Origin of the sequence: Pseudomonas sp. 22072 (assembly GCF_052046095.1) — a bacterium.
GTDB classification, from domain to species: Bacteria; Pseudomonadota; Gammaproteobacteria; order Pseudomonadales; family Pseudomonadaceae; genus Aquipseudomonas; species Aquipseudomonas paracarnis.
The window spans coordinates 15,845-27,524 of the sequence record NZ_JBQEQE010000031.1; the positions used below are offsets into that span (position 1 = coordinate 15,845).

Sequence of the window (11,680 nt, forward strand, 5' to 3'; positions counted from 1 at the left end):
CCATCATGGCTTTCAATATGCGCAACCGCAGCCTGCTGTCGCTGATGCACCACACTACCCGCGAGCTGCATTACCTGCTGGACCTGTCCCGCGACCTCAAACGCGCCAAATACACCGGCACCGAGCGCCCGCACTTGCAGGGCAAGAACATCGCGCTGATCTTCGAAAAAACCTCGACCCGCACTCGCTGTGCCTTCGAAGTCGCGGCCCATGACCAAGGCGCCCACGTCACCTATATCGACCCGGTGTCGTCGCAGATCGGCCACAAAGAAAGCATGAAAGACACCGCCCGCGTGTTGGGCCGGATGTTCGATGCCATCGAGTACCGTGGTTTTGAGCAGGAAATCGTCGAAGAGCTGGCCAAGTTCGCCGGTGTGCCGGTGTTCAACGGCCTCACCGCTGAATTCCACCCGACCCAGATGATCGCCGACACCTTGACCATGCGCGAACACAGCGACAAGCCGCTGCATGACATCAGCTACGCGTACCTCGGGGACGCCCGCTACAACATGGGCAACTCGCTGCTGATGATCGGCGCCAAGCTCGGCATGGACGTGCGCATCGGCGCGCCGAAAGCGCTGTGGCCCCATGAAGATTTCATCAAGCAATGCCAGGCCTTTGCTGAGGAAAGCGGCGCACGCATCACCATCACCGAAGACCCGAAAGAAGCCGTGAAGGGCGTGGACTTCATCCACACCGATATCTGGGTGTCCATGGGCGAACCGGTGGAAGCGTGGGACGAGCGCATCGAGCAACTGCTGCCGTACCAGGTCAACGCCAAGATGATGAAAGCCTCGGGCAACCCTCGGGTGAAATTCATGCATTGCCTGCCGGCGTTCCACAACAGTGAAACCAAGGTCGGCAAGGACATCGCGGCGCGCTATCCGCACCTGGCCAATGGCGTGGAAGTGACCGAAGAGGTGTTCGAGTCGCCGGCCAATATTGCCTTCGAGCAGGCGGAAAACCGCATGCATACCATCAAGGCGATTCTGGTGTCGGCGTTGGCGGATATCTAACACCACTCTGATCGTTCCCACGCTCCGCGTGGGAATGCAGCCAGTGGCGCTCTGCGCCACAAGAGCGGACGCAGAGCGTCCGGTGGGGCATTCCCACGCAGAGCGTGGGAACGATCATTTTAGAAGGACATTCTGTATGCGCATCGTCGTAGCCCTGGGCGGCAACGCCCTCCTGCGTCGTGGTGAACCCATGACCGCAGACAACCAACGCGCCAATATCCGCATCGCCACCGAACAGATCGCCAAGATCCACCCCGGCAACGAGTTGGTGATCGCCCACGGCAATGGCCCGCAAGTCGGCCTGCTGTCATTGCAGGCGGCGGCCTACACCAGCGTCTCGCCTTACCCACTGGACGTGCTGGGCGCCGAGACCGAGGGCATGATCGGCTACATCATCGAACAGGAACTGGGCAACCTGCTGGACTTCGAAGTGCCATTCGCCACCCTGCTCACCCAGGTCGAAGTCGACGCCAAGGACCCGGCCTTCCAGAACCCCACCAAGCCTATCGGCCCTGTGTACGCCAAAGCCGAAGCCGAGAAGCTCGCCGCCGAAAAAGGTTGGGCCATCGCGCCCGATGGCGACAAATACCGCCGCGTGGTCGCCAGCCCGCGTCCCAAACGCATCTTTGAAATTCGCCCGATCAAGTGGCTGCTGGAGAAAAAAGCCATCGTGATCTGCGCCGGTGGTGGCGGCATCCCAACCATGTATGGCGAAGACGGCAAGCTGCGCGGCATTGAAGCGGTGATCGACAAAGACTTGTGTTCCTCCTTGCTGGCCACGCAACTGGAGGCCGATTTGCTGGTGATCGCCACCGACGTCAACGCCGCCTTTATCGACTTCGGCAAGCCCACCCAGAAGGCCATCGGCCAGGCCCACCCCGACGAGATGGAAAAACTCGGCTTCGCCGCCGGCTCCATGGGCCCCAAGGTACAAGCCGCCTGCGAGTTCGCCCGTCAGACTGGCAAAACCGCGGTGATCGGTTCACTCTCGGACATAGAAGCCATCGTCCAGGGCAGCGCCGGCACGCGCATCAGCACGGCAAAACCTGGCATCACCTACCTGTGAAGTTGAGGAGAAACGCCTATGGCTATCTTTGAACCCGGCCACTTGCATATCGAGCGACACGCGCTGAACAAGGACGATGTCAGCTACGACCTGTGCCTGGACTACGAAGTCGTCACGGATGACCGCGAAGGCAAAGGCATGCAGTTCACCCTGCATGGCAGCATCCAGGGCAAGGACATGAAGGAAACCTTTTTCCTGCCCAAGGACCAGGCCTATAACTTCGCCAGCAATGTGACCAAGATTGTCGAAAAATACGGCATTCCCAAGACCCATAGCAGCGTCGGTTCACAGCACAAGCATTACGACCTGATGTTTGAGGATGTGCGCCACCAGTTGGATATGAAATCCGGCGACCCGGTCAAACCCGAACACCTGGAATAACCTGCCCCCCAATCGAATGTGGGAGCTGGCTTGCCTGCGANAACTGACCCACCGCCATCGCAGGCAAGCCAGCTCCCACATTTTGATCTCCACCGGCTCCAAGGCATACTGGCCACCCTCAGCACTCCAGAATCAAGATCCGCCCCATGCGTATCCACGTCAGCTTCATCGACCGCGTCGGCATCACCCAGGAAGTCCTGGCCTTGCTCGGTGGGCGCAATCTCAATCTGGATGCGGTGGAGATGGTGCCGCCCAATGTCTATATCGATGCGCCGACCCTCAGCGCCGAAGTGCTCGAAGAACTGCGCGACGCGTTGTTCAGCGTGCACGGCGTGCAAGCGGTAAAGGTCGTCGACATCCTTCCGGGCCAGCGTCGCCACCTGCAACTCGATGCCCTGCTGGCGGCCATGACCGACCCGGTGCTGGCCCTGGACAGTGCAGGCAAGATCCTGCTGGCCAATCCGGCGCTGATCGCCTTGTACGGGCGTGAACCGGCCGGCGAAAGCATCGCCGAGCTGTTCGATGATCCGGCATTGCTGGAAACCTTGCTGGACCAGGGCTTTCGATTGCCGTTGCGCGAGATCAGCGTCAACGGCCAGACCTTGCTGCTGGGCGCCACGCCGATCACCGACGCCGGCGCCCTGCTCACCCTCTACCAGCCCAACCGCATCGGCGAACAACTGTCGGCGCTGCACCATGACCATGCCGAAGGGTTTGATGCGCTGCTGGGCGAGTCCCCGGCGATCCGCACGCTCAAGGCGCGGGCGCAACGGGTGGCGGCACTGGATGCACCGCTGCTGATCCAGGGCGAAACCGGTACCGGCAAAGAGCTGGTGGCCCGCGCCTGCCACGCCATCAGTGCGCGCCACAGTGCGCCGTTTCTGGCATTGAACTGCGCGGCACTGCCGGAAAATCTCGCCGAAAGTGAATTGTTCGGCTATGCCCCTGGCGCCTTTACCGGCGCGCAACGCGGTGGCAAACCGGGGCTGATGGAGCTGGCCAACCAGGGCACGGTGTTCCTCGATGAGATCGGTGAGATGTCGCCGTACCTGCAAGCCAAGCTGCTGCGTTTTCTCAATGACGGCAGCTTTCGCCGCGTGGGTGGCGACCGCGAAGTGAAGGTCAATGTGCGCATCCTCAGCGCCACCCACCGCGACCTGGAAAAGATGGTCAGCGAAGGCACCTTTCGCGAAGATCTGTTTTACCGCCTTAACGTGCTCAACGTCGCCGTGCCGCCCTTGCGTGAACGCGGCCAGGACATCCTGCTGCTGGCGCGCTACTTCATGCAGCAAGCCTGCGCGCAGATCCAGCGCCCGGTCTGCCGCCTGGCGCCGGGTACCTATCCAGCCCTGCTGGGCAACCACTGGCCGGGCAACGTGCGGCAGTTGCAAAACGTGATCTTCCGCGCTGCCGCCATCTGCGAAAGCAGCCTGGTGGACATCGGTGACCTGGACATCGCCGGCACCTCCGTGGCGCGCCAGAGCGATGGTGAAGTCGACAGCCTGGAACAGGCCGTGGAAGATTTCGAGCGCAGCCTGCTGGAAAGCCTCTACAGCCGCTACCCCTCGACCCGCCAACTGGCCAGCCGGCTACAAACCTCCCACACGGCTATCGCCCATCGCCTGCGCAAATACGGCATTCCCAACAAACCCTGACGGAATAAACGCGGTTCAACTGTGGGAGCTGGCTTGCCTGCGATAGCGTCGGGTCATCCAACTCCTTAGTGACGGGTAGACCGCTATCGCAGGCAAGCCCCCACAGAAACCGCATTACAGATTTGGTCTGAGAACGACATTCCGTGTACTGAAAGCGCTACAGCGTAACGATATCGCTACAGCCCTGTTTTTTGCGTGCCATGCAAGGCTTTGATCCACATAGGCTTTTTTTCACGCACTCGACTGTAGCGAAAACGCTACAGCACATTCGATTAAGCCTATGGCTGAATTTATTAACTCTTTGATCTATAAAGACTTAATAACGTTGGCCGCGATATTGCTAAGCAACTCCCCATTATTCCAATCCCGTCCACCAGACGATTCTGGCCCTGAGGAGTTTCCATGAGCGAGTTGCGTTTCACTGAAGATCACGAATGGCTGCGCGCCGAAGCCGATGGCAGCGTCACCGTGGGTATCACCGCTTTTGCGCAGAACGCGCTGGGTGACGTGGTTTTCGTGCAACTGCCGGAGTTGCAGGCTTATACCAAGGGCGCCGAAGCCTCCACCGTGGAGTCGGTCAAGGCCGCCAGTGGTGTGTACATGCCGTTGGACGGTGAAGTCCTCGAAGTCAACGATAAGCTCGATGGCAGCCCGGAACTGGTCAACGAAGACCCGATGGGCGAAGGCTGGTTCTTCCGCTTTAAACCCGCCGATGCCGATGCAGTGGCTAAGCTGTTGGATCAGGATGCGTACGACCGCCTGATCAAAGCCAACGCTGAAGCCTGAGGAGCGCGCCATGACCGTTAATCTGACCACCGCCAACGAATTCATCGCCCGCCACATCGGCCCGCGCCAGGAAGATGAGCAGCAAATGCTCGCCAGCCTGGGGTTTGATTCCCTCGAAGCCCTGAGCGCCAGCGTGATCCCGGAAAGCATCAAGGGCACCAGCGTGCTCGGCCTGGAAGACGGCCTGAGCGAAGCCGAGGCCCTGGCCAAGATCAAGGCCATCGCCAGCCAGAACCAACTGTTCAAGACCTACATCGGCCAGGGCTACTACAACTGCCATACGCCGTCGCCGATCCTGCGCAACCTGCTGGAAAACCCGGCCTGGTACACCGCCTACACGCCGTATCAACCCGAGATTTCCCAAGGCCGCCTGGAAGCCCTGCTGAATTTCCAGACCCTGATCAGCGACCTCACCGGCCTGCCGATTGCCAACGCCTCCCTGCTTGACGAAGCCACCGCCGCCGCCGAAGCCATGACCTTCTGCAAGCGCCTGAGCAAGAACAAAAGCAGCAACGCGTTCTTCGCTTCGGTGCACAGCCACCCACAAACCCTCGACGTCCTGCGCACTCGCGCCGAACCACTGGGCATCGATGTAGTAGTGGGCGATGAGCGCGAACTGACCGACGTCAGCCCGTTCTTCGGCGCCCTGCTGCAATACCCGGCCAGCAACGGCGATGTGTTCGACTATCGCGAACTGACCGAACGTTTCCACGCCGCCAACGCCCTGGTCGCCGTGGCCGCCGATTTGCTGGCCCTGACCCTGCTGACGCCGCCGGGTGAATTCGGCGCCGACGTCGCCATTGGCAGCGCACAACGCTTTGGCGTGCCACTGGGCTTCGGTGGCCCGCACGCGGCGTACTTCTCCACCAAGGATGCGTTCAAGCGCGACATGCCAGGCCGTCTGGTCGGTGTTTCCGTCGACCGCTTCGGCAAGCCGGCCCTGCGCCTGGCCATGCAAACCCGCGAGCAACATATCCGCCGCGAGAAAGCCACCAGCAACATCTGCACCGCGCAAGTGCTGCTGGCCAATATCGCCAGCATGTACGCCGTGTACCACGGCCCCAAGGGCCTGACGCAGATCGCCCAGCGCATTCACCAACTGACCGCGATCCTGGCCAAGGGTTTGACTGCCCTGGGCCAGAAAGTCGAGCAGCAACACTTCTTCGACACCCTGACAATCCACACCGGCGCCCACACCGAAGCCCTGCACGACAAGGCCCGCGCCCAGCGCATCAACTTGCGCGTGGTGGATGGCGAACGCGTTGGCCTGTCGGTCGACGAAACCACCACCCAGGCCGATATCCAAGCCTTGTGGGCCATCTTCGCCGACGGCAAAACCCTGCCAGCCTTTGCCGCCACCGACAGCACCCTGCCGAACGCCTTGCTGCGCCAGTCGCCGATCCTCAGCCACCCGGTGTTCAACCGCTATCACTCGGAAACCGAGCTGATGCGCTACCTGCGCAAGCTGGCCGACAAAGACCTGGCCCTGGACCGCACCATGATCCCACTGGGTTCGTGCACCATGAAGCTCAACGCCGCCAGCGAAATGATCCCGGTGACCTGGGCCGAATTCGGTGCCCTGCACCCGTTCGCCCCCGCCGCGCAAAGCGCCGGCTACCTGCAACTGACCACCGAACTGGAAGCCATGCTCTGCGCGGCCACCGGTTACGACGCGATCTCCCTGCAACCCAACGCCGGTTCCCAGGGTGAGTACGCCGGCCTCTTGGCCATCCGTGCCTATCACCAGAGCCGTGGCGAAGAACGTCGCGACATCTGCCTGATCCCGTCATCAGCCCACGGTACCAACCCTGCGACCGCCAACATGGCCGGCATGCGCGTGGTGGTCACCGCTTGCGATGCACGCGGCAACGTCGACATCGAAGACCTGCGCGCCAAGGCCATCGAGCACCGCGAGCACCTCGCAGCACTGATGATCACCTACCCCTCTACCCACGGCGTGTTCGAGGAAGGTATTCGCGAAATCTGCGGGATCATTCATGACAACGGCGGCCAGGTGTACATCGACGGCGCCAACATGAACGCCATGGTCGGCCTGTGCGCACCGGGCAAGTTCGGCGGCGATGTGTCCCACCTGAACCTGCACAAAACCTTCTGCATTCCCCACGGCGGTGGCGGCCCGGGCGTTGGCCCGATTGGCGTCAAGTCGCACCTCACGCCATTCCTGCCCGGCCACGCCGCCATGGAACGCAAGGAAGGCGCGGTGTGCGCTGCGCCGTTCGGCAGCGCGAGCATTCTGCCGATCACCTGGATGTACATCAGCATGATGGGCGGCGCCGGCCTCAAGCGTGCGTCGCAGTTGGCGATCCTGAATGCCAACTACATTTCCCGTCGCCTGGAAGAGCACTACCCGGTGCTGTACACCGGCAGCAATGGCCTGGTGGCCCACGAATGCATCCTGGACCTGCGCCCGTTGAAAGACAGCAGCGGCATCAGCGTGGACGACGTGGCCAAGCGCCTGATCGATTTTGGTTTCCATGCGCCGACCATGTCGTTCCCGGTGGCCGGCACCTTGATGATCGAGCCCACCGAAAGTGAATCCAAGGAAGAGCTGGACCGCTTCTGCGACGCCATGATCGCCATCCGCGAAGAGATCCGCGCGGTAGAAAACGGCACCCTCGACAAAGACGACAACCCCCTCAAGAACGCGCCGCACACGGCTGCGGAACTGGTAGGCGAATGGAGCCACCCATACAGCCGTGAACAAGCGGTGTACCCGGTGGCTTCATTGATCGAAGGCAAGTACTGGCCGCCGGTTGGCCGGGTCGACAACGTGTTTGGCGATCGCAACCTGGTGTGTGCGTGCCCTTCTATCGAGAGCTACGCCTGATCTGACGGGAGATACGCGGCCAGTGTGGGAGCTGGCTTGCCTGCGATAGCGGTGTATCAGCCGACAGTGATGTTGCCTGACCCACCGTTATCGCGGGCAAGCCCGGCTCCCACATTGACCGAGTCGGCTTTCAGAAAATAATAAGAAACCGGAGAACAACCATGTCCCTTAGCGTGTTCGACCTGTTCAAGATTGGCATCGGCCCCTCCAGTTCCCACACCGTCGGCCCGATGCGTGCCGCTGCCCGATTCGTCGAGGGGCTCAAGCGTGACAACCTGCTGGAGGCCACCACCGGCATCAAGGTGGAACTCTACGGATCACTGGGCGCCACCGGCAAAGGCCACGGCAGCGACAAGGCTGTGTTGCTGGGCCTGGAAGGCGAACACCCGGACACCGTGAATACCGAAACCGTGGCAGCACGCCTGGCGCAGATGCGCAGTGACGGGCGCCTCAACCTGCTCGGCGAACACAGCATTGCGTTCAACGAGAAAGAACACCTGGCGATGATCCGCAAGCCCCTTGCCTATCATCCCAACGGCATGATCTTTCGTGCCTTTGACGCCGCCGGCATCCAGACCCGCAGCCGCGAGTACTACTCGGTCGGTGGCGGTTTCGTGGTGGATGAAGACGCGGCGGGCGCCGACCGTATCGTCGAAGACGCTACACCCCTGACCTTCCCGTTCAAACACGCCAAGGACTTGCTCGGCCACTGCACCACCTATGGCCTGTCTATCAGCCAGGTGATGCTGACCAATGAAAGTGCCTGGCGCCCGGAAGCCGAAACCCGCAGCGGTTTGTTGAAGATCTGGCAGGTCATGCAGGATTGCGTCGATGCCGGCTGTCGCAACGAAGGCATCTTGCCCGGAGGCTTGAAGGTCAAGCGCCGGGCAGCGGCCTTGCACAGGCAGTTGTGCAAGAACCCGGAGTCGGCGCTGCGCGACCCGCTGTCGGTGCTCGATTGGGTCAACCTGTATGCGCTGGCGGTCAACGAAGAAAACGCCAATGGCGGGCGCGTGGTCACCGCGCCCACCAACGGCGCGGCCGGGATCATTCCCGCCGTGCTGCATTACTACATGCGTTTTATCCCCGGCGCGAACGAAGACGGCGTAGTGCGCTTTTTGCTCACCGCGGCCGCCATCGGCATTTTGTACAAGGAAAACGCTTCGATCTCAGGCGCCGAAGTCGGTTGCCAGGGCGAAGTCGGCGTGGCCTGTTCCATGGCCGCAGGCGCACTCTGCGAAGTGCTGGGCGGCAGCGTGTCCCAAGTGGAAAACGCCGCCGAGATCGGCATGGAACACAACCTCGGCCTGACCTGCGACCCAATTGGCGGGCTGGTGCAGGTGCCGTGCATCGAGCGCAATGCCATGGGCTCGGTGAAGGCGATCAATGCGGTGCGCATGGCCCTGCGTGGCGACGGGCAGCACTTTGTGTCCCTCGACAAGGTCATCCGCACCATGCGCCAGACGGGCGCCGACATGAAAAGCAAATACAAGGAAACCGCCCGTGGCGGTTTGGCGGTCAACATTATCGAGTGCTGACGCCCACAAGCGCGTCGGCACGTTTTTCAGGAGTTGAATATGTCCACCGAAACCCTGTTGAAAACCCCATTGCATGCCCTGCACCTGGAACTGGGCGCACGCATGGTGCCCTTCGCCGGCTACGACATGCCGGTGCAGTATCCATTGGGCGTGATGAAGGAACACCTGCATACCCGTGAACAGGCCGGGTTGTTCGACGTCTCCCACATGGGCCAGATTCGTCTCACTGGCGCGAATGCCGCCAAGGCTCTGGAGACCCTGGTGCCCGTCGATATCATCGACCTGCCAGTAGGCATGCAGCGCTATGCGATGTTCACCAATGAGCAAGGCGGCATCCTCGACGACCTGATGGTCGCCAACCTGGGCAACGACGAATTGTTCCTGGTGGTCAACGCCGCCTGCAAGGACCAGGACCTGGCGCACCTGCGTACACATATCGGCGACCAATGCACCATCGAACCGCTGTTCGAAGAACGCGCCCTGCTGGCCCTGCAAGGCCCTGCGGCAGTGAAAGTATTGGCGCGCCTGGCCCCTGAAGTCACTCAGATGACCTTCATGCAATTCGCCACCCTGCGTTTGCTGGGCGTGGACTGCTACGTCAGCCGCTCCGGCTACACCGGTGAAGACGGTTTTGAAATCTCCGTGCCGGCCGCCAATGCCGAGAGCCTGGCCCGCAGCCTGCTGGCCGAAACCGAAGTGCAGGCGATCGGCCTGGGCGCTCGCGATTCGCTACGCCTGGAAGCCGGCTTGTGTTTGTACGGCCACGACATGAACACCGACACCACGCCAATCGAAGCCAGCCTGCTGTGGGCGATTTCCAAGGCTCGGCGTGCCGATGGCGCACGGGCCGGCGGCTTCCCTGGCGCCGACCGCATCTTCACTCAGCAGCAAACCGGTGTGGCGCGCAAACGCGTAGGCCTGCTGCCGCAGGAGCGTACCCCGGTGCGTGAAGGCGCTGAAATTGTCGATGCACAAGGTACGGTTATCGGCAGCGTCTGCAGCGGGGGCTTTGGTCCAACCTTGGGCGGCCCTCTGGCAATGGGTTACCTGGACAGCGCATTTGTCGCACTGGATACCGAAGTTTGCGCAATGGTACGTGGGAAAAAGGTGCCACTGCGTGTAAGTAAAATGCCATTTGTTCCGCAACGTTACTACCGTGGCTGATTGACTGTTTCTATAAGTAACGCGGTTGCGTTAACGTGCACTAAACTGTAACGCAACCGCCATAAAACAGTGCATTCACGATAGGCTTTTTATAGCTGAGGCCCTATAACAAGTGAATAGATCTATCGAATAAGCCAGTATCAGAACATTCAACAAAGTGTCATGAGCCCCAGTAAAATCAGGGCCTGCACAAGGGCTTGTTTTTTTCATATTAGTTGGCGTAGAGTTTGCCCACTGTGTTTGCATGGGTCGCTTGGAACCTGGACCTGGGCAGTAGCTCAAGTAGTTTGCTACAACCCGTTCGACGTCTCTTACTTTCCTGCAACCCAGCCCAGTACTCTTTCGTTTGAAAGGGGCTGTCATTAATTTTTAGCGTCAAAGGAAAGAAGAAAATGGCTGAGCGTCAGAGCGGTACCGTCAAGTGGTTCAACGACGAAAAAGGCTTTGGTTTTATCACTCCTGAAAGCGGCCCGGATCTGTTCGTGCATTTCCGCGCTATTCAGGGCAATGGCTTCAAGAGCCTGAAGGAAGGCCAGAAAGTGACTTTCGTCGCTGTGCAGGGCCAGAAAGGCATGCAGGCTGACGAAGTCCACGCAGAAGCCTGACCCTTACCTGCGACAAAAAGCCCCTGATATGACATCAGGGGCTTTTTTATGGGCGCCATTGCGTAAACTGCGTGCTTTCTCCAGAGAGCCCTGCCATGTCCAAACCCCTGTTGAGCCCCCAGGGCGAATTCCCCGCCGTTGGCCTGGGCCGCCGCCTGGCAGCGATGTTCTACGACTTTCTTTTATGTACCGCACTGCTGATCGTCACCGCTTTTATCTACAAGCTGGTGTGGATCGCCTTCGTGGGCGAAGCGAAGATGCGCACGCTCACCGAATCCGGCGCGCTGGACGGTGACCCGTTGCTGTCCACGATCCTGCTGTTCGTGCTCTTCGGGTTCTTCGCCAAGTTCTGGACTCATTCGGGGCAAACCCTGGGCATGCAGGTGTGGGGCGTGCGCGTGCAAAACGCCGACGGGTCGCGGATCAGCCTGTGGCAGGCACTGCTGCGTTTTGTGGTGTCGATTGCGTCATGGCTGTGCGTGGGGTTGGGATTTATCTGGTCGTTGTTCGATAAACACAAACGCAGCTGGCATGACATCTATTCGGATACGCAGTTGGTGCGGATCCCGAAGCAAAAGAAGTAACTCAAGCGCATCACAGATCAACTGTGGGAGCTGGCTT

Annotated in this window: 10 protein-coding genes; all 10 read left to right on the forward strand. The window is 60.6% G+C overall.

What is annotated here, in order from left to right:
* Positions 1 to 5 precede the first annotated feature (5 nt).
* The 10 genes from ACTJLA_RS23560 to ACTJLA_RS23605 all read left to right on the forward strand — a co-directional run bounded on the left by ACTJLA_RS23560 (position 6) and on the right by ACTJLA_RS23605 (position 11,643).
* A complete protein-coding gene (locus ACTJLA_RS23560) occupies positions 6 to 1,016 on the forward strand; it encodes an ornithine carbamoyltransferase (RefSeq protein WP_014719695.1) in 1,011 nt (336 codons plus the stop codon).
* A 136-nt stretch (positions 1,017 to 1,152) separates the two neighbouring features.
* On the forward strand, positions 1,153 to 2,082 hold the full coding sequence (arcC, locus tag ACTJLA_RS23565; protein ID WP_186527757.1) for a carbamate kinase: 930 nt from the start codon (positions 1,153 to 1,155) through the stop codon (positions 2,080 to 2,082).
* An 18-nt stretch (positions 2,083 to 2,100) separates the two neighbouring features.
* Complete coding sequence (locus ACTJLA_RS23570; protein WP_057710468.1) at positions 2,101 to 2,463, forward strand: DUF5064 family protein; 363 nt, start codon at positions 2,101 to 2,103, stop codon at positions 2,461 to 2,463.
* A 146-nt stretch (positions 2,464 to 2,609) separates the two neighbouring features.
* Positions 2,610 to 4,118, forward strand: a complete 1,509-nt coding sequence (locus tag ACTJLA_RS23575) for a sigma-54-dependent transcriptional regulator (RefSeq protein ID WP_003193823.1) — start codon at positions 2,610 to 2,612, stop codon at positions 4,116 to 4,118.
* Between the two features lie 402 nt (positions 4,119 to 4,520).
* Positions 4,521 to 4,904: a glycine cleavage system protein GcvH gene (gene gcvH / locus ACTJLA_RS23580; RefSeq protein ID WP_014719698.1), complete on the forward strand. Its 384-nt coding sequence runs from the start codon at positions 4,521 to 4,523 to the stop codon at positions 4,902 to 4,904.
* A 10-nt stretch (positions 4,905 to 4,914) separates the two neighbouring features.
* Positions 4,915 to 7,752 (forward strand): aminomethyl-transferring glycine dehydrogenase, encoded by a 2,838-nt coding sequence (gcvP, locus tag ACTJLA_RS23585; protein WP_440842246.1) that lies wholly within the window; start codon positions 4,915 to 4,917, stop codon positions 7,750 to 7,752.
* Between the two features lie 161 nt (positions 7,753 to 7,913).
* Positions 7,914 to 9,290 carry an L-serine ammonia-lyase gene (locus ACTJLA_RS23590; protein WP_034128553.1) on the forward strand — a complete coding sequence of 459 codons (1,377 nt, stop codon included), beginning with the start codon at positions 7,914 to 7,916 and terminating at the stop codon, positions 9,288 to 9,290.
* A 39-nt stretch (positions 9,291 to 9,329) separates the two neighbouring features.
* Complete coding sequence (gene gcvT / locus ACTJLA_RS23595; protein ID WP_054898393.1) at positions 9,330 to 10,454, forward strand: glycine cleavage system aminomethyltransferase GcvT; 1,125 nt, start codon at positions 9,330 to 9,332, stop codon at positions 10,452 to 10,454.
* Between the two features lie 392 nt (positions 10,455 to 10,846).
* Entirely contained in the window at positions 10,847 to 11,059 is a 213-nt protein-coding gene (locus ACTJLA_RS23600) for a cold-shock protein (RefSeq protein WP_034128555.1), read from the forward strand.
* 95 nt (positions 11,060 to 11,154) lie between these two features.
* Complete coding sequence (locus tag ACTJLA_RS23605; RefSeq protein WP_034128556.1) at positions 11,155 to 11,643, forward strand: RDD family protein; 489 nt, start codon at positions 11,155 to 11,157, stop codon at positions 11,641 to 11,643.
* The last annotated feature ends 37 nt before the right edge of the window (positions 11,644 to 11,680 follow it).

Excerpts from the sequence above, each read along its gene's own strand:
- ACTJLA_RS23560 (WP_014719695.1), top strand. The coding sequence starts at position 6 with ATGGCTTTCAATATGCGCAACCGCAGCCTGCTGTCGCTGATGCACCAC.
- arcC (WP_186527757.1), top strand. The coding sequence starts at position 1,153 with ATGCGCATCGTCGTAGCCCTGGGCGGCAACGCCCTCCTGCGTCGTGGT.
- ACTJLA_RS23570 (WP_057710468.1), top strand. The coding sequence starts at position 2,101 with ATGGCTATCTTTGAACCCGGCCACTTGCATATCGAGCGACACGCGCTG.
- ACTJLA_RS23575 (WP_003193823.1), top strand. The coding sequence starts at position 2,610 with ATGCGTATCCACGTCAGCTTCATCGACCGCGTCGGCATCACCCAGGAA.
- gcvH (WP_014719698.1), top strand. The coding sequence starts at position 4,521 with ATGAGCGAGTTGCGTTTCACTGAAGATCACGAATGGCTGCGCGCCGAA.
- gcvP (WP_440842246.1), top strand. The coding sequence starts at position 4,915 with ATGACCGTTAATCTGACCACCGCCAACGAATTCATCGCCCGCCACATC.
- ACTJLA_RS23590 (WP_034128553.1), top strand. The coding sequence starts at position 7,914 with ATGTCCCTTAGCGTGTTCGACCTGTTCAAGATTGGCATCGGCCCCTCC.
- gcvT (WP_054898393.1), top strand. The coding sequence starts at position 9,330 with ATGTCCACCGAAACCCTGTTGAAAACCCCATTGCATGCCCTGCACCTG.
- ACTJLA_RS23600 (WP_034128555.1), top strand. The coding sequence starts at position 10,847 with ATGGCTGAGCGTCAGAGCGGTACCGTCAAGTGGTTCAACGACGAAAAA.
- ACTJLA_RS23605 (WP_034128556.1), top strand. The coding sequence starts at position 11,155 with ATGTCCAAACCCCTGTTGAGCCCCCAGGGCGAATTCCCCGCCGTTGGC.